The sequence below is a fragment of the Hyphomonas oceanitis SCH89 genome, assembly GCF_000685295.1.
GTDB lineage: Bacteria > Pseudomonadota > Alphaproteobacteria > Caulobacterales > Hyphomonadaceae > Hyphomonas > Hyphomonas oceanitis.
Window position 1 is genome coordinate 151807 of sequence record NZ_ARYL01000001.1, and the last position, 22402, is coordinate 174208.

The window sequence follows — 22402 nt, forward strand, 5'->3', positions numbered from 1 at the left end:
CAAATCCATCCGGCTGCTGTCCAAGCGCCGGATGGAAATCTGGATCCCCATAACCATTGCAGCAGCGTTCCTGCAGAACCTGCGGTCTGCGCTGCAGAAGAAGCTGCGCGCCACGCTTTCGACATGGGGGGCGACGGCGGCCCGGTTTGTCTATGCTGCGCCCCTGGCGCTGGCGCTGCTTTGCAGCCTCCTGCTGTCCACAGGCGCCAAGGCCCCTCCCCTGAACATCACCTTCATGCTGAGCGGCATGGCGGGCGGACTCGCGCAAATCCTTGCGACGGGCATGCTGATCCATCTCTTCTCCCACAAGAACTTCACCGTCGCGACGGCCTTCACCAAGACAGAGCCGATCCAGACGGCCCTTTTCGGCATTGTCCTGCTGGGCGATCATCTTTCGCTGGCGGTTTCGATCGCCATCCTCATCAGCCTTGTCGGCGTGATCCTGATCTCGATCCCGGCAGATGCGGAAGGCCGACGCAATTTCCTTGATCGCAAGGCGCTGATCGGCATTGCGGCGGGCGGCCTTTTCGGCCTCTCGGCGGTGGCCTATCGCGGCGCCTCACTGTCGCTGGCCGATGGCAGCGTGTTCCTGCGCGCGACAGTCACCCTCGCCTTCGTGACCAGCTTTCAGGCCGTCGCCATTCTTGCCTTCCTGCGCCTGCGCGAACCGGGCGAGACCCTTCGCCTGCTCGCCAGCTGGCGCAGCGCGGCCTGGGTCGGTCTTGTCGGCATGCTGGGCTCGCTCGCCTGGTTCACGGCCTTCACCTTGCAGAACGCCGCGCTCGTACGGGCCTTGGGCCAGGTCGAAGTCTTCTTCATGATCGGCGCGTCGATCTTCGTGTTCAGGGAACGCGTCACTGCCCGCGAAATATTCGGCGTGTTGCTTGTGGCCGCCGGGATTGTCGGCCTCGTCCTCTGGTCCGCCTAGGGCGTCACCACGACCTTGCCGACAACCTTGCGATCCCACAGCATGGCGAAGGCATCCATCGCCTCTTCCAGTGGCACTTCGGCATGCACGCGCGGGTTCACCTTGCCGTCACGGGCCCATTGCCAGATCGTATCGACATTCTCGCGGCCCTTCTTCGGGAATTGGCGTCCATATTCCCCGGCCCGCACGCCGACCACGGAGAAGCCCTTGATGAGTGGCATATTGGTCGACACCGTAGCGATACGGCCTGAGGTAAAGCCGATCACCAGAAGGCGCCCGTCAAAGGCGATACAGCGCACGCTTTCATCGAACACATCACCGCCAACCGGATCGAAGATGACATCCGCGCCTCGCCCGTGCGTCAGCGTCTTCACCTTGTCGCGAAAGCCCTGGTTCACATTGATCGCATAGTCAGCGCCATGCGCGACGACCTTCTCCAGCTTTTCGTCAGAGCCGCCTGTGGCGATGACCGTGGCGCCCAGCAGCTTGCCGACATCCACTGCCGCAAGGCCGACGCCGCCGCTCGCGCCATGTACCAGCAGCGTCTCGCCCGGCTGCAGGTTTGCGCGGCGCACCAGCGCGACATAGGCCGTGAGGTAAGCTGCGGAATAAGAGGCAGCCGAGGCAAAGCTCATTGCGGGCGGCTTCTTCTGAAGGCCTTCCACCGGCACGCAGATGAATTCAGCAAAGGCCCCTGCCCGTACGCCGCCAGCCACATCCGTGCCTTCACGCAAGGGGCCGGTTACGCCGGGGCCGAGCTTATCGATAATGCCTGAGAAATCCATGCCGGGTGTGAAGGGCGGCTCCAGTTTCAGCTGGTACTTGCCCTGCGTCAGCAACAGGTCCGGGAAGTTGACGCTGGCCGCCTTGACGCGCACGCGCACTTCGCCGGGGCCCGGCTCCGGCATCGGCACGTCGCGCACCTCGGTCCCGGAAAAGTCATCCGTGATCTTATGACAGACAAGCGCTCTCACAGGCGGCCATACATGTCGCGGACCATCTCGGCGATTTCCACGCAGGCCTTGCGCGACCCCGGCGAGAAATCCGTGAAGGCGGTAAAGGCATGGGCGAGCGTGTCATAGCGCTTGTGCTTCACGTAGACGCCCGCGCGGCCAAGGCGGAGGGCATAATCGTCGCCCTCATCCACCAGCGGGTCGTGGCCAGCCGTAATGACGATGGCAGGCGGCAGGTCGCTCAGGTCGCCCGTCTGGCCGGGCGAGAGCAGCCGGTCGCTCATGTCGAAGCCTTCCGGCAGGTATTGCTCCATGAACCAGTTCATCGTGTCGGTCGAAAGGGAGAACGTGCCCGCGAAATCCTTGCGCGACGGGAATTCCTCGACCAGGTCCACGGCCGGATAGATCAAGAGCTGCATGGCCGGGATTGGTTTGTCCTGCCGCTTCATTTCCTGCGCGACGATGGCCGAGAAATTGCCGCCCATACTGTCGCCGCCGACGGCCGCCACGCCTTCCGGCGCGCCATACTTGCCGGCATTTCGCAGCGCCCATTCATAGGCCTCCAGCGCATCATCAATGCCTGCCGGAAACTTGTGCGGCGGGGCAAGGCGATAGTCGACCGACAGAACCGGACATTTCGCCACCGAGGCAATGATCGAGCAGAAGGCATTGCACGTGTCGAGATCGCCGATCACGCCGCCGCCCATATGGTAATAGACCATCAGCGGATGTGCGGGTTCCTGATCGTCCGGCCGGTAGAGCCGCACCGGGATCAGGTTCTTGTCAGGGCCCGGAATGGTGAAGTCTTCGATGGCGACGCCCGGCTCGGGCTTGGCCGCCAGCATGTTCAGCTGCTCGCGCGTCGCAGCCTGCACCACCTCAGCTGGCAAGGTCGACAGTGGCGGCGCGTTGCGCCCGTTCCAGGCCACCATTTGCAGCTGCGGTTCAAGCGTCCTGCCGTTGATCACAACCGGCTTGCCGCCCGCCATGCGTACCAGCATGCCATTGGGCAGTTTGAATATCAGTTTCGCAATTGTCTGCTGAAGGCTCATTGGCCGGGCTCCCACCTGCTGTTTTCACACCAGCTTACCGCCCTTACCCAAGGTCCGCCAAGCGGTTCCTCAAAGCGGCTTGCCGGAGACCTCGCGCACACCACCAAGCAAAAGGGCCGTGGCAAACTTTGTTGCGGCCACTGCATCCACCGGGCGGCGCTGCAACATGTGATCGCCCATTTCCCGCGCAATGCCGATGGCGGCAGCGGTGAGAAAATCGATATCCGTCACCGGTGCGCCTGCCGCCGACAGGACATGGTCGAGGTCCGAACGGATCTCATCGGCAATGGCCAGCATTTCCGGCGTATCCACGCGCACGCCGATCAGCGCCATGTGCGGGGCGCCCATGCGGATCGCCTCTTCATTCTCGGCGGCAACGAAGCTGAAATAGGCGTGATAGGCTTGATGGATATAGTCTTCGAACGTGGTCGCCCGCGCCCGCACATCGCTGAGGCGCGTGCGGAAGCGATAGGTCGAATCCTCGGCGATCGCCTCGAACACTTCCTCTTTCGACTTGAAATAATTGTAGAAAGTCCCTGCGGCGAGGTCCGTCTCACGGATGATGTCCCGCACGGTGGTCGCATCGAACCCGATACGCGCAAACACCCGGCGCCCCGCGCTCAGGATGGCGCGGCGATTGGCAGCCTTGGAACGGGCCCGCTTGCCGGATGCGGCGAGTGAATCAGCTGTGTTGGACATGTACTTCCCTTTTGCCGCCATGGGACGGCTGTTGGCGCAATCATGCGCCCATCCGTCACCATGCGTCAACTTTTTACACGGGCTGCGCGAATTTTCCAGCCAGTTTACCCAGTCCGCCATCCAGCTTCATGCGCCTGAGCAGCGACAGCACGATCCCGAACAAGACGCGGATCGCGATCAGGATCAGGACGCCCAACAGTCGCTCGTCTGTGGCGATCGCGATGAAGGCGCCGAGAATGATGGCCACATGCAACGTTACGATCCGGCCATAGGGCGCAAACATCTCGGCGGGCGGGTCGGTGCGGCGGAACTCGCCCCGGCCGATATAGTCGACAAGGAAGAATACGGCATTGGTGACGATGATCAGCCCGACAAACCAGAGCATGCCATCGCCGCTGCCAAGCGCCCAGGTCACGAGGTCCATCGGTGCAGCGCCGCCCCCGTTCCCCTCCCCGCCGGCAAAGCTGCGGATGAACAGGCCGTGGCCGTAGCAGAACATGCCATAGTGAAACGTGAAGAACGGGATCATGAAGAGCGCCGTCGCCAGGTTGATGAAACTCACCACCGCCGCCCCGCCAAGCCGCAGGATCGTGTAGGCCCCGATGATGAGGTTCTCCAGCCAGTAGAGCGCCACAAGCGGCGTCGCGCCCCAGCCGAACACGAGAATCGCCGCAATCGGCACAAGGTCCGTCGCAAGGCTCATCCAGGCCAGCGGGTCGCGATAGGTGCGCGCAATGAGGGATGGATCAAGGAATCGCCCGGCAAACCGGGCGCTGCCAGTCTCGCTCATACCGTCCCCCCTATATCCCTCTAAGACCCCGCGAAGAGGTAATCATAGGCAGGAAAACTGAACGGGTCACGCACTTGCAGGCCCTTTGACCCCTTGGGGTTGTGATAATTGCCTGTCAGGATTTCGTAATGGAGGTGGATTGCCTGCGCATTGCCGGTCTGGCCCATCATGCCCACCGGGCGCCCGTAATCGATCTCGCGTCCGGTAGCGACACCGGGGTCGAGATAAGCGAGGTGCGCGTAACGCGTATAGACGCCATTGCCATGGTCGATCAGCACCTGAAGCCCGTAGCCGCTCGACATGCGCGCCTCGATGATGCGGCCCGGCGCGGCGGCATAGACAGGCCCTGCAGGCCGGTGCGTCAGGTCGATGCCCTCATGGAACGTGCCGCCGCGAATGCCAAAGCCTGACGACAGGCAGGCATCATTCGTCGGCACCGTCACCAGCACAACACCATTCACGACAATAATCGGCTTGAAATCCTCCACCCAGCCGCCCGGATAAGCGACCGGCGAATTGCTGACCGTCATGCCACCGCACACCTGCAAATAGGCGTTCGGTTGCAGCGTGCCGGGCACCGGCATGGGCGGCGATGGCGGCGGCTCCTCAAAGCGCGGATTATAGGCGCCCACCCGTGTCGGCGCCGGCGACGAGGCGCAGGCGGCTGCCATGAACAGCATAAGGAAGGCGGGGATCAGGCGCGTCATTCCCCCGACTATGCCTGCCGCTAGGTTAATATCAGGCAACCGCGTGCGCGCGCTTCTCCCCGCGTTTGATTTCCTTCAATAAATCCGCGACGTAGACGCCGAAATCCACCTGCATCCGGTGGCGCGGGCTGTCATAGAAGTGGCCAAGGTGCAGCTGCTCGTCGGCCTCGGTCACCTTGTCCATCTCCGCCGCATCGGGAAAGGCATACTCCCCGGTCAGCGCGGCAGCGACCAGTTTCGACTGCTGCTCGGCAAAATTCACCAGCGTCGGCAGCGGCTGGGCCAGCCCGAGGAAGAACAGCGTCTCGAAGCCCGGCTTCACCATGCGCTTGTACAGCGGGAACGTGTTCTCCTGCGGCATCAGCTCTTTCTGCTTCAGGAACGGGAAGGTCACATTATAGCCCGTCGCCCAGACGATCGCGTCGACCTGCTCGCGCGTTCCATCGGTGAATACGACACTGTCGCCATCAAGGCTCTGGATGCCCGGCTTCGGCTTGATGTCGCCGCAGCCAACCCGCGTCAGGAACTCGCCGGACACGGATGGGTGCCCGTCCAGCGGCTCATGGTCGGGCTTCGGCAGGCCATAATCTTCCATCATGCCGATGGTCTTCTTGATCTTTGCGCGCGCCAGTTTCCGGCCCAGCTTCGATGGCAACCATGGCGGCAGCGCCGCCTTGTCGGCGGGCGAGCCGTCCATGTATTTCGGCAGCACCCAGACGCCGCGCCGCATCGAGATGAACAGGTTCTTCGCGATCGGCCGCTGCGACAGTTCCGAGGAAATATCCATCGCCGAATTGCCGGCGCCGACGATCATCACGTTCTTGCCCCGGAAGTCATAAGGCTCGAACGGGTCGCGGTAATGGTGCGAGTGGACCTGGTAACCCTCGAAATGCCCGGGATAGGTCGGCATGCGGGCATCCCAGTGATGGCCATTGGCCACGGCGACGGCATCGTATTCCCGCGCTTCGCCGGTCGACAGCGTCACTTTCCAGCGCCCGCCCGGCAGCGTCTCCACATTCGTCACCGCCGTGTTGAACGTGATCGTCTCGCGCAGGCCGAAATGGTCGACGTAATCGTGGAAATATTGCAGCAGCTGGGCATGGTGCGGGAAATCCGGCCAGTCCTCCGGCACGGGATAGTCCTCGAAGGCAAGGCGCCATTTGGACGTATCGATATGCAGGCTCTGGTAACAGGACGAGGTGCCGTTCGGGTTCTTGTAATACCAGTTGCCGCCAATATTGTCCGACATCTCGAAACAATCGTACGGCAGGCCCTTGTCCTTCAGGCGCTTGGCCATGGTGAAGCCCGAGCACCCGGCGCCAATGATGCATGTTTTCGGTTTGCTGCTGCCATCAAATGCCATAGGCCGTCTCCTCCCGCTGCGTGAACTGTTTCCACGTCATGGCCCAAATGTTATCCGTGGCGACTGGAACGTCAAATGAAGAGGCCTGCACATGAACGATGACGCGACGTCAGTTCCGCAAAGGGGCCCATTGCCGCTCCGTCGGATGCCGAAAAACCGCGACAGGATCTTCCAATAATGTCTGCCGACCTCTCAGATCTGGAACAGCGCCTGACGCTCATGCGTGAGAACATGAAAATGATGACCAAGGCCGTGCCATGGGCGCGCGACCTCGGCTTCGAAGTCACGCGCATCGAGAAAGGCCGTGTCTGGGGCAGCCAGCCCTGGGATGAGACGCTGGTCGGTGACCCGGACACGGGCGTCATCCATGGCGGGGTAATCACCACGCTGCTCGACAATCTTTGCGGCATGTCCTGCAGTGCCATCCTGCCCGATTTCCGCTTCGTTGCCACGCTCGACCTGCGCATCGATTACATGCGCCCGGCCGACAAGGGCCGCGCCATTATCGGCGAGGCCGAATGCTACCACACCACCCGCACGGTCTGCTTCACGCGCGCTTGGGCCTATCACGAGACCCGCGACAAGGTGATTGCCACCGCCGCCGGCGCCTTCGCCATCAACCAGCCGCGCCCGGCAGACAAGCTGGAGTCGCTCGCATGACCCCCTATGAAGCCAATCCCCGCGCCGCTGAGGTCGAGGCTTTCCTCGCCCGCACGCCTTTCGCCCAGAAACTCGGCATGCGCTGCGACATACGCGGCGACGAGATGACGGCCGTCCTCCCCTTCTCCAAGAAGCTGATCGGCAATTTCACCATCAAGGCCCTGCATGGCGGCGCGATCTCGTCTTTCCTTGAACTGACGGCCATGGCGCAGGTCTTCCTCGTGACAGACCTCGCCCGTCCGCCGCGCCCGATCAACCTGACCATAGACTACCTGCGCCAGGGCCACGCCAAGGATCTCTACGCCCGTGCCTACATAACCAAGATGGGCCGCCGCATGGCGTCGGTCCGCGCCGAAGCCTGGCAGGAAGAAAAGTCCAAGCCGGTCACGGCCCTCATGGCCCATTTCATGGTGGGCGGGGACTAGACTTATCCAACCCCAAAACACCCCGGCGTATACTCAACGCCGATGCCGGACTTCAGCCTCTTCCGCCCCATGCAGGGCCTGCCATGGTATCTGCTGCCAATCTGGCCGCTGATCTTCCTGCGCATCCAGCGTTTGCGTGCATGGTTCAGGGCCAATGGCGGCCCCGGTTCGCAAATGCTCTGGGCTGTTACAAACCATGGCCGCGTGGACGTGGTCTATTTGTCTGACGACATGTCCACCACACCAAAACATCCATGGAACCCACTACCGCTGTCCCACAGTTTCAGCACTGCTTTGAGCGGAGAACCTCACCCCCCCACACATCCGTGTCCCCGGCGAAAGCCGGGGCCTCTCTCAATGGCTTCCAGCCCACCCGCAAGAGATCCCGGCTTTCGCCGGGAATACGGATATGTTGGACCTATTCCGGACACCTGACCCGCAAACCCAATCCCGATAAACCAAACCTCACCCCCAAGCGCCCCAACAGGCGCCGCACGCGCAGCCTATTCCGTCGTCACCTCAGGAAAGGCGCCCGCAATCGTTTGGTTCCAGCGGAACAGGTCCGGCCAGTTCTCGCCCTCATTCGACATGATCCCGAGACGCACAATCACAAGGTCGCGCGAGGGCACGATGAAAATGGTCTGCCCCTCATGGCCCTCTGCCGCAAAACTGTCCCAGGGCGGCGCATCACGTTGCTGGTAGGACGGCACCGGATCGGCCCCGCCCGTCGTCAGCCAGAAGCCCGCGCCATAGACGTTTTCCTTTGGCCCTTCCGGGTGCGACCGCGAGAAATCCACCCAGCCTTCCGGCAAAAGGCGCTCACCATCCCACACCCCATCCCGCAAATAGAGATAACCAAACTTCGCAAAATCCCGCGCCGACGCCCAGACGAGGGAGCCGCCGAGATATGTGCCGGCCGCATCATATTCCACGAGGGCATCCATGCCCGTCGCAACAAACAGGTTCTTGATGAGATCGTCGCCCCGCAAGTCACTGCGCAGAACCTTGGCGCTTTAACAGGTCCTTGCATGCTTCCGGCAAGTTGGCATCGCCCAAAACCCGGAGACGCTCACAGTTTCGCACAGCCTCGCGATCACCATCGTTCAGGGCAACAACCAGTCTTTGCTCATCACGTAGTTTGTCATAGTCCGGCCCCAGCCCCTGCAGGGCATGCCCGATCAAATGAAACGCCGCCGTCGAATAATTCCAGACAGTCCCCGGCTCATGCAAAGCCGGCACCTGATCCTTGATATAGTCCAGCACATCGAATCGTCCCGGCCCGTACATCATCTGAATGACATCATTGTCCGCCATCCCCGTCGCGCCGATCTCGGTATAGTCGAGCCCGTCCGTCATGGTCAGCCACTGGCGCCAGGTGATCTCTGCCCGCTTATCGCCTGCATCGAACGGCGTCGGCATCGGCGCATCGATATCCTTGATCAGGCCCAGCCTCACCGCCCGCCCCACCAGAGCCGACGTCACCGATTTCGCCATGCTCCACGAGACCTGTTTCGTGTCCGGCCCGAACCCGTCGCGATAGGCTTCGGCCACCAGCTTGCCGTGATGAATGATCACAACCGCCCGCGTCTCGCCCATCGGCCCGGCCTTCTCGCCGGCAATCGCCGTGTCGATCATCGGCTGGACAATCGCGGCAACATCCGGCGCCATCTCTCCCGTCTCCCAGCCCTGCGTTGGCCAGGCCAGCCCTTCCGGCTGCGGCGGCAGCGGCACCAGTTCCTGAGCGGAGGCGCAAAAGCTCCCGATCATCACAAGCCCAACAAGGCTGATCCTCAGCGCGGCCCGTTTCAAGACATGATGGCCCACAGCCATTCCTCCCCTGTTCTTTGCCGAAAGCTTAGGGGCAATTGCGGAAACGCGTCAAAGGCCTTCTGATACTGCCTGGCCTCTTCCCGGACTTAGGCCTTGCTTAAAGGGTTTGTCGGATGGTGCGCCTTCGTGTCCTGAAGGCCCTGCATGTCCTTATCGTCTTCTTCCGGCTCCAGGCCCGATAACCCCTACTGGCTGCTGTTCGGCTGCTTCCTGCTGGTCGGCGCCGGGCTCCTCCTGATGGATGGTCCACCGGGTAACAGTTATCTTTCGGATGTCGACGATATCGCCCGCCGGCTACAGATCGCCGACCTCCTGCGGGATGGCCAATGGCATGATCCGTCCTGGCCCTTCCTGCAGACGCCGGATGTCTACCAGTCGCCTTGGTCACGGCTTGTCGATGCGCCCTATGTCTTCATCACATGGGCGCTGAGCCCGTTCATGGACACTGACAGCGGCTTTCGCATCGCACGGCTCGTGGTGCCCCCGCTATGGTTCGTGGTGTATGCAGCCCTCACGGTCAGGGTCATGCAACACCTGACTGGCCGCACGCCAGGTGCAATACCCGTCGCTATGGCTGCGCTGGCATCCTTCCTCGTCATGCCGGAATTCTATCCTGCCCGGATCGACCATCACAATGTCCAGCTTGTCCTGATGATGGCCCTCAGCCTCGGTCTGGTATCGCCGCACCGGCATGCGGGGCTATTGGTCGGGCTTGCCAGCTTCCTGTCGATTGCCGTCGGTCTTGAATGCACACCTTTCATTGCGATTGCCCTTGTCAGTCTCGGCCTTGTTGCCGTCTGGACCGGTGAGGCAGGCCATATACGCCGGTTCCGTCAGGCGGGACTCTCCCTCGGCCTGTTGACCCTGCCCGGCAGCCTTGTGCTGATCGGGCCTGCCGGGTTGGGACAGGTTTATTGCGATGCCATATCCGCGCCATGGATCCTCGCCCTGTCAGTGAGCGGAGGTATCATTGCCCTCGCACCCCGGCTCTGGGGCATGACCGCTTTTTCCAGCCGCGCCGCGCGCTTCAGCAGTCTGGCCATGCCGGGCGCCCTATTGCTTGCAGGCCTCTGGATCGCCTTCCCGCAATGTCATCATGGCCCGCTATACATGGTCGACCCGGTCGCGAAGGAATTCTGGTTATCGCGGGTCCTGCAGGAACATGATTTCATCAGGCTATATGCGGAAGGCGGACCGAGGGTTCTTGTTTTTGGTCCGGTCGCGCTCACAGGCGTGCTCATCGCCATCTGGACATGGACGCGCCCCCGGACCGCTAGCGCGGGCGTTTTGTACGCTATCGCTGTCGCGGCCGTTGTACTGGCACTCCTGCAGAACCGGAATTTCCCCTTTGCCGCGTCCTTCGCAGCCCTGTTCGTCCCAGGACTGGTGCAGGCCTATGGGCGAATTTCTTCGCTGCGCACGCGTGTTGTTCCTCTTGTCGTTCCCGTGCTTGCAATCACCGTCATCATCATCGCGATCAGGCGGACCGATCCAGCAATCGATCTCATCATGGTGATGAAGGGCGATGCCTGCCTGAACCAAGACCTTTCCGTACTGGACACAGCGCCGCCGGGGACAGTCATGGCGCCCCCGCGCATGTCCTTCACCTTGGCCGAGTACAATCAGACATCTGGCGGGCACCATCCGGTTGCCTCCCTGCCCTTCCACCGCGCTGCGCCCAGCATAAGCATGGTCGCACAAACGTTTACGCGCGACGACGCTGACGGACGCCGCGAAGCGCTCGCCCCCTTCGACTATGTTGCGGTCTGCCGCATGGATCTGGAACTGGACCGCGCGCCCGCGCCTCTGTTCGGCGCCCTCGCAGCGGGTGAGAATTGGCCGGGGCTGATCGATGTTGCCCCCGACTCCGGTTCGCGCTTCCGCCTGATGCGTATCGACCATGACGCCCTGCAATAGCGCCTTGTTGCCCCTGACGCGGTTTCGCGCTTATCTTCCCGCACCGTGCGGGGGCATCACATGAAACTCGTCAAACTCCTTCTGATCACACTCGCTGTCGTGCTGGTCATTGCAGGCCTCGGCTGGCAGTTCTGGCTGAAGGATCAGGTCGCCTATGCGAAGGTGGCCACCGCCTATGGCGCCAAGCAGGTCTGCTCCTGTCTCCACGTTGGCGAACGCCCGATGGAGAGTTGCATGGATGATTTCACCGTCGATATCAGCGCCGTAACCGTCACCGATGACGGCGCGGTTACAACGGCCAGCGTGCTCGGCGGCCTTGTGAAGTCCGAGGCAAGCTTCACGCCCGCTCTCGGCTGCACACTGGTGAAGCCATGAAGCGCCTTGCCGCCCTGCTTCTCATCGCCGGTTGCGCATCGGCCCCGTCATCAGCGCGCGAGGCCTCGCTCGACTGGCTCACCGGCTGCTGGGAGAACGCGGATGGCAGCTATCGCGAAGTCTGGTCGCCCTCCGAGCAGGGCTATTATTTCGGATATGCCGTGAGCCTGAAAGACGGCGCGGTCAGCTTCTTCGAGCAGACCCGTATCGATCCCGGCCCGCCCGCCGTCATGAATGCCTATCCTGCGGGAAAGGGCCCGTCGCCCTTCCCCGAGATCAGCAGAACGGACACATCAATCAGTTTCGCCGAACCCGCACACGACTATCCGCAGCTGATTGTCTACCGGAAGACAGAGGCCGGACTATCCGCCCGGATTTCCCTGGAAGATGGCTCCAACGCGCAGGATTTCGACTTCGGGCCCTGCCCTATTCCTCGGTAACCGGCTCACCCGCAAAGAGGTCTTCATATTGCGGCTTCAGGAATTGATGGAACACGGTCTGCGGCACGACGACCTTGTAGGCGCCCTCCGCGTAAGAGGCGATTTCATAGGGTGCAAAGTGCACGACGAAGCCGCCAAACGCGTCCGCCTCTGTCGAGGCCACAAGGCCGATCTCGCCTTCCATCAGACTGTCAACGGAAACGGCATCCGCCGCCTCCCCCCGGAATGTCGCTTCTGAACCGCTGCCGCCGGACTTTTCCGACCGCAGGCGCGCAATCTCGCTCAGCACGACTGGCAGGGCATCCTGCATGGCGGCATCGGGGTCTGCCAGAAGGTCGCGCAGAAAAACCTCCTTGCCGCCCGCCAGATCATAGATCCGCGCATCGGTCCCGTAATTGCCATGTGCCCCGCCCGTATAGGCGGAGGTGAAGCCCTCAATGCTGATGAGATCGCCTGCCTTGGCCGCAAGCGTCCATTCGATCGACAGGCTGTAGGCATTGAAATATTCCGGGTCAGCTTCCTTGTAGGTCTCGGCATCGGACTGCATCGCCGCCATGCGTCCCTTGCCATCCTTCATCAGCTCAGCCGCCAGCGCAGGCGCCACCGCGAACAGGTCATCGTCCACCGTGACGGAACCGACAAAGGCCTCATTGGAGACCTCCGCCTTGTGCGGCACATCCGCGAGAGAGCCCGGCTCCGCCACAGGTTCGCTGGCCGGCTGTGCCTCTCCCGAAATGCCTGTCGCAGGCGTTGGCTCGACGTCCGGCGCTTCAGCCTTCTTGCCGCATCCCGTCAGGATCAGCACGCTCAGGGCGGCAGAGACAGCAAGTTTCAGCATCGGTCCGGTATCCTCTTAAAGGCTCAGCAGCTCCGCATCGCCGCCCTGCGCCGTGATATTCACTGTTACCACGCGTTCATTGGCGAAACGATGGAGATAATGTGGCCCGCCCGCCTTGGGGCCCGTGCCGGAAAGGCCTTCGCCGCCAAATGGCTGCACACCCACGACTGCACCGGTCATCGAGCGGTTTACATAGGTATTCCCCACCGGGCAGGCCGCCTTCACTTCATTATGGAAGCTTTCAAGACGTGAATGGATGCCGAGCGTCAGGCCGTAGCCTTTTGCTTTCAGCTTTGCGCCGACTTCGTCGATATCATCGGGGTCGTAGCGGATGACATGCAGGATGGGGCCGAACTTCTCTTCCGTGATCTGGTCAAGCGACTTCAGTTCGACCAAGGCTGGCCCGAAGCCAAAGCCCCGCTCGCCGATCTTGCCAGCATTCACTTGGTGGAGAACTTTCGCCTCCTTGGCCATGGCTTCAAGGTGCTTTTCGAGCACCTCACGCGATTCTGCATCAATCACCGGGCCGACATCCGTATCGGCTTCAGCCGGGTCACCAAGCTTCAATTCGTTCATCGCGCCGATAATGCCCTCGATCAGGCTCTTGGCGGTCGACTTCGGCAGGAACGCAACCCGTAGCGCCGAACAGCGCTGACCGGCAGACCCGAAGGCCGACACGATAATATCATCAATCACTTGCTCCCGCAGGGCGGTCGTATCGACGAACAGGCCATTCAGGCCGCCCGTCTCTGCAATCAGCGGAATGATCGGACCATCGCGATCAGCAATGGCGCGGTTGATCAGGCGGGCCGTGGACGTGCCGCCGGTGAAACAGACACCCGACACGCGCAGATCGCTCGTCAGGGCCGCGCCGACCGTTTCGCCCTTGCCCGGCAGAAGGTGAAGCGCATCGACCGGTAGGCCCGCTTTCTGGAACAGGCGAACAGTTTCGAACGCGACCAGCGGCGTCTGCTCAGCAGGCTTGGCAACGACCGTATTGCCCGCTGCAAGCGCCGCCACGATCTGGCCGGTAAAGATGGCGAGTGGGAAGTTCCACGGGCTGATGCAGCAAAACACACCGCGCCCATGTAGCGAGATGTGGTTGGTCTCACCCGTCGGTCCCGGCAGGCGCACGGCGCCTTCAAACTCATGCTCGGCCTGGGCGGCGTAATAGCGGCAGAAGTCCACGGCTTCACGCACTTCGGCCACGCCATCGGCGAGCGTCTTGCCGCCTTCGCGTGACATCAGGGCGATCAGGCGCGATGCATTCTCTTCCAGAATGTCCGACATCGCGCGCAAATGTTCAGCGCGTTTGGCACCGCCGAGTTTGTCCCACGAAGGCTGGAACTTCACCGCCGCTTTGAGGGCCTTGTCGATGGCTTGCGGGCTCGCTTCCTTGCAGGCGCCAAGAATATGCTCGGTATCGAACGGCACACGGACCATGTCGCCGCCGCCGGTATCGGCCTTGCCGGAAACAATAGCCCCTGCCGAAATGGCCGGGCTGTCGCGGAAGGATTTGAGTGCGCTGTCCATCGAGTCACGCACAGCTTTCTGGCTCAGGTCGAGACCGGTGGAATTGCGCCGCTCTGGCCCGTAAAGGCGCGGCGGCGTCGGAATACCGGGGTGGCGACGCGGGCCGATCTCGATGCGCGTGATCGGATCATCGACCACGTCTTCCACCGGCACATCCGGATCAAGGAACGAGTGAACGAAGCTTGCATTCGCGCCATTCTCGAGCAGGCGGCGAACGAGATAGGGCAGAAGGTCCTTGTGCGCCCCGACGGGCGCATAGACGCGCACGCGCTTGCCGGCATCGGCGGCGTCATAAAGGGCCTCGCCCATGCCATGCAGGCGCTGGAACTCATAATGCGTCACGCCAGCCGCTTCAGCGAGCAGGTCGATCGCTGCCAGCGAGTGGGCGTTATGCGTTGCAAATTGCGGATAGATACTGGGCGCCGCCTCAAGCATGGCCTTGGCGCAGGCGAGGTAATGCACATCCGTACCCGGCTTCGTCGTGAAGACCGGGAAGTTCGGGTAGCCCTCAATCTGGGAATGCTTGATCTCACTATCCCAGTACGCACCCTTAACAAGGCGCACCATAAAGCGCTGGCCGGTCTCTTCAGCAAGTCGCGACAACTTGTCGATGACCAGCAGCGCGCGCTTCTGGTAAGCCTGTACGGCAAGGCCGAGGCCGGTCCAGTCCTTCAGGGACGCCTCACGGGCCAGCCGCTCGAACAGTTTCAGGCTGAGCACCAGACGGTCTGCTTCCTCAGCATCAAGACAAAGGTGTATATTGGCAGCGGCCGCCTTTTCGCAAAGCGCCAGCAGGGAGGGATACATCTCTTCCATCACGCGTGCTTCGTTCACGGCCTCGAAGCGTGGGTGCAGGGCGGACAGCTTGACGGAGACGCCGCTGGCCTTTTCTGGCAGGACGGACTTGTCCTTTTCGGCAGCGACAGCATCGACCGCGGACTCATAAGCCTTCAGATAGCGCGTGGCATCTTCAGAGGTGCGGGCACCCTCCCCCAACATGTCGAAGCTGAAATGAGCGGCCTCATTGGCCTTCACCATGCGCTTGCCGCGCTTGAGGGCTTCTTTCACGTTCCGGCCAAGGACAAATTGCTCGCCCATGATCCGCATGGCCTGCATCATGGCGGCGCGGATGACGGGCTCGCCGCTTTCACGGATCAGGCCCTGAACGAAAGCGCCCGGGCCTTTCTGCAGGGCTTTGGGAACGCCGATAACAGAGCCGGTGAGCATCAGACCCCATGTCGAGGCATTAACCAGCCAGCTTTCCGACTGACCTAAGTGAGAGGCCCAATCGCCAGAGCGGATTTTCTCGGCGATCAGGTCATCACGCGTTTCAGCGTCCGGAACACGCAGCAGGGCTTCCGCGAGGCACATGAGGGCGAGGCCTTCAGAGTTCGACAGGCCAAACTCCTCAAGGAAGCTTTCCATCATGCCTTTCTTGCGGCCTCGGCTGCGGGCAATCTCGACCAGTTCCCGGCCACGGCGCACTGCCGCAAGGCGCGCGCCATCGTCCAGTGGCGCCGGTTTCACCAGTCCCTCAAGAAGCCCCTCCTCATCGTCGAACTTGTGTTCATCGAGGACATCCCAATCGAGGGAGGCGAGGGTCAGAGAATCAGGCATATAGGTTTCCATATATCAGGGGGTTCAAGAGAGTGATGTACGGCGCGGTAAAAGCCTGCGCAAAATTCGGGTTTACGGGCACAGCTATATCGTCACATAGAAGCCAACGCGAGCCTTAGGGCTGTTGTTCCACCTCTTTACGTATGAAACCAACCCCGCCACATTGCCGCCGACCGTCAAACGGCCTCGAGGAGACCCGATGCGCATCATGTTGATCACCGACGCCTGGGACCCCCAGGTCAATGGCGTCGTACGCACGATGAAGCGCGTCATCGCTGAATCCGAGGCCATGGGACATATCTGGGAGATTGTGCATCCCGGAGACGGGTTCCACACGGTCCCGCTGCCGACTTATCCGGAGATCAAGCTGGCGCTCTTTGCGCGCCGCAAGATCGAGGAGCGGTTCCACGAATTCGAGCCCGACGCGATCCATATCGCCACCGAGGGCACGCTCGGCATGGCCGGGCGCACAATGTGCCTCAGGGTGAAACACCCCTTCTCGACCGCCTATCATACACGGTTCCCGGAATATGTGGCCGCTCGCCTGCCGGTTCCGGTATCGTGGGGCTATTCTTTTGTTCATTGGTTCCACAAGTATTCCGGCAAGGTGATGGTCCCGACCCCCTCGATGGTGGAGGAGCTGAAGGCCCGTAAGTTCATCAATCTGGTCGCATGGACGCGCGGCGTCGATACCGAATTGTTCAATCCGGCCCGCCGTGTCCCGGAAGGTGCAGAAAATGACCCGTTCAAGGGGCTGGCGCGCCCGATCTTCCTGAATGTGGGTCGCGTGGCCGTTGAAAAGAACATCGAATCCTTTGCCGAACTCGACCTGCCGGGCTCAAAGGTCATTGTTGGGGCAGGACCCCAGCTTGAAGAACTCAAGCGCAATTATCCGAATGTCACCTTCCTCGGCGGCCGGTTCGGCGAGGATTTGGCGACGGTCTATGCTAGCGCTGACGTGTTCGTTTTCCCGAGTCTGACCGATACGTTCGGCCTTGTCGTGCTGGAAGCCATGGCGTCCGGCATACCTGTCGCGGCCTTTGATGCGACCGGGCCGCGCGATGTGATCCCGGGCTCCGGCGCTGGTACGATCACTCCGGTTGGCGGCGATTTGCGTCAGGGCGCGCTCGACTGCCTGAAGCTGGACCGCAAGACCTGCCGCAGCTTTGCCGAGACCTATAGCTGGAAAGCCTGCGCGGAAGCCTTCATCGAAAACCTGCAGCCCCTTCCCGCTCCGGCAAGGCGTCGCTTCTGGCAGAAGATCCGTCTGCGGCGGCGCAAGAAACCGCCCATCGAAGGCCTTTAGGCCAGGAAACCTTCCGCCTCACATGGCGTTGCTCCTGAACCAGACATAAGCAGGAGGCCCCGTCATGCACGCCAAGTCAAAAGCCCAGCAGAAAGCCGCAGGCGCGGCGCTCGCCGCCAAGCGCGGTGAGCAGAAGAAGTCCGATCTCGTCGGCGCGTCAAAGGATATGTACGAGTCCATGACGGAAGATGAGCTGGAGGAACTTGCGTCCACGAAACGCAAATCCCTCCCGGATAAAGTCAGCGAATCTGACTAGCGCGTAGCGCTACCAGCCCTAATTGGAGGCGGTCTTAAGTCCTTCGACGATCACACGCTGAGCCGCGCGGTCATCATCGCTAAGCGGGATAAGCCCCTTCTCGACCAGATAACCATCAGGTCCGAATGCGCTCTCAGACGTGAATGCTTCAACGAAATCGATCAGCCCAGGTACCAGCGTCAGGTTCTGATCCTTCACATAGAAGAGCATAACGCGTGACAGCCCATATTGACCTGAATTGATCATCTCGAATGTGGCCGGCACGCCGGAAAGGTGTGCGCCCTTCACCCGGTCAGCGTTCTGTTCGAGATAAGAGAAGCCCAGCACGCCCATGGCAGTCGGTGTCTTGACCAGCGACTGGATGATCGCCGTGTCATTCTCGCCGAAATCGATCCACGCGCCATCGGTGCGGATCGTGTGTGCGCGGTCAGCGAAGGCTTTCGGGTCGCTGGCCTTCAGCGCAGCCATGGCCGGAACGGTTTCGGCGCCATGCTCCATGCCCAGCTCGACAAACGCGTCGCGCGTGCCGGATGTTGGCGGCGGGCCGAACACCATGATTGGCTCGTCCGGCAGGCTGGCATCGACATCATGCCACGATTTATAAGGGTTCGGCTCGAACTCGCCTGCCTCGTTTGGCACATCCTGCGCGAGTGCGAGATAGAGCTGCGTCTTGGTGACGTCGAAATCCGGACCTTCCTTGGAGTTGGCGATGACAATGCCGTCATAGCCGATCTCGACCGGGGTGATCTCCGTCACGCCATTACTGGCGCAGAGTTCGGCTTCGCTGTCCTTGATCGGACGCGAAGCATCCGAAATCGACGGCTGGTCCGGGCCAACGCCCTGACAGAAGGCCTTGAAGCCGCCGCCTGTGCCCGTTGTCTCGACAATCGGGGTCGGGAAACCTGACGTCGCGCCGAAACGCTCGGCCACAGTTGTGGCGAAAGGCGAGACAGTCGACGAACCCACAACCTTGATTTTCTCGCTCGAGCCAGTCAGTTCCGGACGATCCGGCGCCGCTTCGGACGCATCAAGCGTAGAGAGGTCGGTCTTGCCACAGGCGACAAGCGCCAGGGCCATTAGGCTGATGGCGCCAAAAGTCATGCCAGATTTCATTGCAGGTCTCCTGAAGAATCGTATCCCGGATCGGGCTTTCGGTCGCCGGAATACGCCGCAGACATGACAATCACGTCGAAGTTTCATGACGTTTTTGCGACATCGCTGCAAACTTTCAAAATTTTTACTTGCGCCCCAGATCATCATCGCATATCTCACAGCCCGAATACGGATGTGGCGGACATCTGGGCCAACCCTTAAACTGGGGGCCCCCTGCACTAACGCCCGAAGCTGGTTAAAAGCCCTTTGGAGGTTAGGTGTCATGCACTCCTATGCTACCCCCTATAATATTGTGCGCTCGCAAGAGCCCGATGTTCCTGTTTACTGCTTCCGCCCTGAGCGGGTGACAGCGGCTGCGAAATGGTTCCGGGAAAGCTTCCCGGCTCAGCCATTCTACGCTGTGAAGGCCAACCCTGGCGTTCACGTGCTCGACGCCCTCTGGGCCGCCGGCATCAACAGCTTTGATGTGGCCTCGGAAAACGAGATCGAACTGATCTACAACCGTTTCCCCGGCGCCCGCATGGCGTTCCTTCACCCCGTGAAGAACCGCCGCGCTGTTTCCCGCGCCTACCACCAGTATGGCGTTCGCATCTTTGTGACCGACACGCAGGCAGAACTGCAGAAGATTCTCGAAGAAACGAACTATGCGAAGGATCTGACGATCATCGTGCGCATCGGGGTGTCGAATGACGGCGCAACGCTGCCACTGACCGGCAAGTTCGGCGCAACCGAAGACGATGCAGCCGCGATCCTGCGCGAAGCCCGCCGCTATGCGGACGAGCTGGGCGTGTCCTTCCATGTCGGCAGCCAGGCGATGAAACCCACCGCCTGGGCCACGGCCATGGCAGACGTTTCGCGCATCATCATCTCGGCTGGCGTCACCGTGGACATCGTTGATGTCGGCGGCGGCTTCCCGTCGATCTATGCCGACACGCCACCGCCTTCGCTGGAAGCCTACGCCTCGATGGTGGAATCCTCGTTCGAGAACATGTTCGTTCTGGAAAACGCCGAACTGTGGTGTGAGCCCGGCCGCGCGCTGGTCGCTGAAGCCGAAAGCCTGCTCGTGCGTGTCGAACTGGCCAAGCCCGGATCGCTTTACATCAATGACGGCTCCTATGGCTCGCTCTATGATGCCGTGCACGAACGCTGGCAGTTCCCTGTCCGCGCGATCACGGGCAATGGCCGCAAGCTGCGCGGCATGGCTGAGTACACGATCTACGGGCCGACCTGCGATTCGACCGACAAGTTTCCTGAAAAAGTCTGGCTGCCTGCTGGCCTGACAGAGGGCGACTATCTCGAGTTCGGGAATATCGGTGCCTATGGCCGCGCCATGGCAAGCCGCTTCAACGGCTTTGGCGAAACCGAAGTGGCCATCGTTCACGATGCCCCTTGGCCAAGCCTTTACAACGCAGTTGGCGCAGAAGTCATCGCGATCGGGTCCAAAGCCACGAAGTGAGCGTCCGGGAAGCCGTAACGCCGGAGAACGAGCGCCAGGTCTGGCGACTCTTCCGGCGGGCTTGTCAGGTAAGCTGAACCGCCAATGCCGCGTGCTTCCGTTTCATGCGGAAGCACGCGGATGGTCTGGCGGGCAATCGCCGCACCGGAATCCACATAGCTGACACCGCGCGGCGCGCTGGCAATCAGTTGCCCACGCACAAGCGGGAAATGCGTACAGGCGAGCACGATCGTGTCGATCTGATCCCCGCCAGGTGCATCGAAGAGTGGCGCCTGGGCTGCAGCAATGGCCTCAATCGGAACGTCCTCACCCCGCGCATGCGCCTCGGCCAGCCGGACCAGCTCGATACTGCCATGCATGATAACTCTGTGGCCGCCCGCGAACTGATTGATCAGCCGCGCCGTATAGGCCCGCCTGATCGTGCCCGGCGTGGCGAGCAGGCCAATCGTGCCCGTCTGGCTAAACGCCGCCGCAGGCTTGATGGCCGGCACGGTGCCGACAACGGGAATATCCAGTACGGCGCGCACTTCCTGCAGCGCCAGCGTGCTCGCCGTATTGCAGGCGATGACAAACACATCAGGCCTCACATGATCGCACAGCATCCTCGCGACACGCGGGATACGCTCGATCAGTTCGTCGTCACTCTTGTCGCCATAGGGGAAAAACCCGCTATCGGCCGCGTAGTGGACGCCCAGCGCAGGCGCCAGTGCCCGTATCTCCTCCGCGACGGTCAATCCCCCTACCCCCGAATCGAACACGAGGACCCGCCCGCGAGCGGGCGAAGGCGTGAAATGGTTGGACAGGAAATCCGGCATGATTCGATATTATGTGCATTCGCTCGCGGCGAAAACGGGGCAGCGAAAGGAGTTTTGGCACGAGATTTGTTGTGCACTGCACCATAACGTGTCTACTATCCTGTTTGGAAACAAGGAAATTCCCGATGATGGACCTCTGGCTCGCGCCGTGGCGCGCTTCTCTTTCCCTTACAGCCTCTACCCTCGAGATGATGCTTACGGCGCAAAAGAGCTTCGCAAGTGCTCAGGCCGTGCCCGATTTCCAGCCTATGGACGAGATCAAGATGCGCGAAGCCTTTCACACGGCAGCGGACGCAAACCTGCGCCGCTGGGGTGATACGGCTGACGCAATCAACAATCTGCCGGAATGGTACAGGGATCTCTCCCGCGTGCCGGGCGGCGTGATGACCGACTGGTTCGACAAGGCCCGCCGCGTGACGCAGGCCTAGACCAGCTTGCCGTAAAGGTCCGGCCGCCGGTCGCGGAAAAAGCCCCATGCAGCCCGCTCGCGGTCGACCTCATCGAGGTCGAATGTTGCGAGGATCACACCCTCCTCGGTCCGGCCGAAGTCAGTGACGACTTCGCCGGTCTGGTCTGCGATGAAACTTGTGCCGTAGAAGACCTGCCCGCCCTCATCGCCCATGCGATTGGCCGCGCAGACAGGAATGACATTCGACACAGCATGGCCGAGCATTGCCCGGCGCCAGCGCCCGGCCGTGTCGAGCGTTGAATCCTGCGGCTCTGCGCCAATAGCTGTTGGGTAGAGCAGCACGTCTGCTCCCATCATCGCCATGGCGCGCGCGGCCTCCGGGAACCATTGGTCCCAGCAGATGCCGACGCCGATACGGCCTTTCTGCGTGTCCCAGACACGAAAGCCCGTATCGCCGGGACGGAAGTAGAATTTCTCCTGATAGCCTGGGCCATCTGGAATATGGCTCTTGCGGTAGACGCCCATGGCGCTGCCGTCTGCATCGAGCATCACAAGCGAATTGTAATAGGCCGGGCCATCCTTCTCATAGATCGAGACCGGTATGACGACGCCGCATTTCTTTGCAATTTCAGCGAGTTGCACGACGGCCGGATGCGTTTCCCATGGCAGGGCCCGGGCGAAATGTTCCTCTTCCTGCGTCTTGCAGAAATAGGACCCGCAGAAGAGTTCCGGCGGCAGCACGACATCGGCGCCACGCCCCGCGGCCTCTTCAATGAAGCCGGCGACGCGGTCGATATTGTCCTGAACGTCGTCGGACGGTGCGAACTGGATGGCGGCGAGTGTAATGGAGCGGGTCATGGGCGGTATCCGTTAGGGGCGCTGCAGGATCTTGCTTGGGTATTCGCAGACCGTTCTTGGGG

23 protein-coding genes are annotated in these 22402 nt (G+C 61.6%); 10 read left to right on the forward strand and 13 right to left on the reverse strand.

The window, feature by feature from the left end:
• Positions 1-31: 31 nt before the first annotated feature.
• Entirely contained in the window at positions 32-928 is an 897-nt protein-coding gene (locus tag HOC_RS00755; protein WP_035534769.1) for a DMT family transporter, read from the forward strand.
• On the opposite strand, the gene HOC_RS00760 is transcribed toward HOC_RS00755, so the two are convergent.
• The 6 genes from HOC_RS00760 to HOC_RS00785 form a co-directional block, all read right to left on the reverse strand.
• Positions 925-1902, reverse strand: coding sequence for an NADPH:quinone oxidoreductase family protein (locus HOC_RS00760; protein WP_035534772.1), 978 nt, complete (start codon positions 1900-1902; stop codon positions 925-927). The genes HOC_RS00755 and HOC_RS00760 overlap by 4 nt on opposite strands.
• Complete coding sequence (locus tag HOC_RS00765) at positions 1899-2933, reverse strand: alpha/beta hydrolase (RefSeq protein WP_035534775.1); 1035 nt, start codon at positions 2931-2933, stop codon at positions 1899-1901. The genes HOC_RS00760 and HOC_RS00765 overlap by 4 nt, the downstream gene beginning before the upstream one ends.
• A gap of 69 nt (positions 2934-3002) precedes the next feature.
• A complete protein-coding gene (locus HOC_RS00770) occupies positions 3003-3632 on the reverse strand; it encodes a TetR/AcrR family transcriptional regulator (protein WP_035534778.1) in 630 nt (209 codons plus the stop codon).
• 73 nt (positions 3633-3705) lie between these two features.
• Positions 3706-4422, reverse strand: coding sequence for a DUF6498-containing protein (locus HOC_RS00775; RefSeq protein WP_051624387.1), 717 nt, complete (start codon positions 4420-4422; stop codon positions 3706-3708).
• A gap of 20 nt (positions 4423-4442) precedes the next feature.
• Positions 4443-5129 (reverse strand): M23 family metallopeptidase, encoded by a 687-nt coding sequence (locus tag HOC_RS00780; protein WP_051624388.1) that lies wholly within the window; start codon positions 5127-5129, stop codon positions 4443-4445.
• 31 nt (positions 5130-5160) lie between these two features.
• Entirely contained in the window at positions 5161-6492 is a 1332-nt protein-coding gene (locus HOC_RS00785) for a flavin-containing monooxygenase (protein ID WP_035534781.1), read from the reverse strand.
• Positions 6493-6669: 177 nt separating this feature from the next.
• Between HOC_RS00785 and HOC_RS00790 the strand changes: the two genes are divergently transcribed.
• Positions 6670-7152, forward strand: a complete 483-nt coding sequence (locus HOC_RS00790) for a PaaI family thioesterase (RefSeq protein ID WP_206741515.1) — start codon at positions 6670-6672, stop codon at positions 7150-7152.
• Entirely contained in the window at positions 7149-7577 is a 429-nt protein-coding gene (locus tag HOC_RS00795) for a PaaI family thioesterase (RefSeq protein ID WP_035534785.1), read from the forward strand. The genes HOC_RS00790 and HOC_RS00795 overlap by 4 nt, the downstream gene beginning before the upstream one ends.
• A 503-nt stretch (positions 7578-8080) precedes the next feature.
• Here the strand turns inward: HOC_RS00795 and HOC_RS00800 are convergent.
• Complete coding sequence (locus HOC_RS00800; RefSeq protein WP_051624389.1) at positions 8081-8566, reverse strand: serine hydrolase domain-containing protein; 486 nt, start codon at positions 8564-8566, stop codon at positions 8081-8083.
• A 1-nt stretch (position 8567) separates the two neighbouring features.
• Positions 8568-9401: a serine hydrolase domain-containing protein gene (locus HOC_RS00805; RefSeq protein WP_162174790.1), complete on the reverse strand. Its 834-nt coding sequence runs from the start codon at positions 9399-9401 to the stop codon at positions 8568-8570.
• A gap of 150 nt (positions 9402-9551) precedes the next feature.
• Here HOC_RS00805 and HOC_RS00810 point away from each other — a divergent pair, with 150 nt between their 5' ends.
• Genes HOC_RS00810 through HOC_RS20890 form a run of 3 tightly spaced genes read left to right on the forward strand, consistent with a single transcriptional unit; the run spans position 9552 to position 12139 of the window.
• Positions 9552-11324, forward strand: a complete 1773-nt coding sequence (locus tag HOC_RS00810; protein ID WP_035534787.1) for a hypothetical protein — start codon at positions 9552-9554, stop codon at positions 11322-11324.
• A 60-nt stretch (positions 11325-11384) separates the two neighbouring features.
• A complete protein-coding gene (locus HOC_RS00815) occupies positions 11385-11699 on the forward strand; it encodes a hypothetical protein (RefSeq protein WP_051624391.1) in 315 nt (104 codons plus the stop codon).
• Entirely contained in the window at positions 11696-12139 is a 444-nt protein-coding gene (locus tag HOC_RS20890) for a DUF6265 family protein (protein ID WP_051624392.1), read from the forward strand. Before HOC_RS00815 ends, HOC_RS20890 begins: the two co-directional genes overlap by 4 nt.
• On the opposite strand, the gene HOC_RS00825 is transcribed toward HOC_RS20890, so the two are convergent.
• Both HOC_RS00825 and putA read right to left on the reverse strand, forming a co-directional pair.
• Positions 12126-12977 carry a DUF3298 and DUF4163 domain-containing protein gene (locus tag HOC_RS00825; protein WP_035534790.1) on the reverse strand — a complete coding sequence of 284 codons (852 nt, stop codon included), beginning with the start codon at positions 12975-12977 and terminating at the stop codon, positions 12126-12128. The two genes, HOC_RS20890 and HOC_RS00825, sit on opposite strands and share 14 nt — an antisense overlap.
• Before the next feature lie 15 nt (positions 12978-12992).
• Positions 12993-16127 (reverse strand): bifunctional proline dehydrogenase/L-glutamate gamma-semialdehyde dehydrogenase PutA, encoded by a 3135-nt coding sequence (gene putA, locus HOC_RS00830; protein WP_035535158.1) that lies wholly within the window; start codon positions 16125-16127, stop codon positions 12993-12995.
• Positions 16128-16326: 199 nt separating this feature from the next.
• Between putA and HOC_RS00835 the strand changes: the two genes are divergently transcribed.
• Together HOC_RS00835 and HOC_RS00840 are read left to right on the forward strand one after the other, a co-directional pair.
• A complete protein-coding gene (locus tag HOC_RS00835; RefSeq protein ID WP_035534793.1) occupies positions 16327-17433 on the forward strand; it encodes a glycosyltransferase family 4 protein in 1107 nt (368 codons plus the stop codon).
• A gap of 64 nt (positions 17434-17497) precedes the next feature.
• On the forward strand, positions 17498-17689 hold the full coding sequence (locus tag HOC_RS00840) for a DUF3008 family protein (RefSeq protein WP_035534796.1): 192 nt from the start codon (positions 17498-17500) through the stop codon (positions 17687-17689).
• 18 nt (positions 17690-17707) lie between these two features.
• Here the strand turns inward: HOC_RS00840 and HOC_RS00845 are convergent, their stop codons facing one another.
• On the reverse strand, positions 17708-18802 hold the full coding sequence (locus HOC_RS00845) for a substrate-binding domain-containing protein (RefSeq protein WP_035534799.1): 1095 nt from the start codon (positions 18800-18802) through the stop codon (positions 17708-17710).
• Positions 18803-19064: 262 nt separating this feature from the next.
• Here HOC_RS00845 and HOC_RS00850 point away from each other — a divergent pair, with 262 nt between their 5' ends.
• Positions 19065-20258: a type III PLP-dependent enzyme gene (locus tag HOC_RS00850; protein WP_035534802.1), complete on the forward strand. Its 1194-nt coding sequence runs from the start codon at positions 19065-19067 to the stop codon at positions 20256-20258.
• On the opposite strand, the gene murI is transcribed toward HOC_RS00850, so the two are convergent.
• Complete coding sequence (murI, locus tag HOC_RS00855) at positions 20204-21073, reverse strand: glutamate racemase (RefSeq protein ID WP_035534805.1); 870 nt, start codon at positions 21071-21073, stop codon at positions 20204-20206. The two genes, HOC_RS00850 and murI, sit on opposite strands and share 55 nt — an antisense overlap.
• A 125-nt stretch (positions 21074-21198) precedes the next feature.
• On the opposite strand from murI, the gene HOC_RS00860 reads away from it, so the two are divergent.
• Positions 21199-21501, forward strand: coding sequence for a hypothetical protein (locus HOC_RS00860; RefSeq protein ID WP_035534808.1), 303 nt, complete (start codon positions 21199-21201; stop codon positions 21499-21501).
• On the opposite strand, the gene aguB is transcribed toward HOC_RS00860, so the two are convergent.
• Positions 21498-22340, reverse strand: a complete 843-nt coding sequence (gene aguB / locus HOC_RS00865) for an N-carbamoylputrescine amidase (protein WP_035534810.1) — start codon at positions 22338-22340, stop codon at positions 21498-21500. The genes HOC_RS00860 and aguB overlap by 4 nt on opposite strands.
• Positions 22341-22402 lie beyond the last annotated feature (62 nt).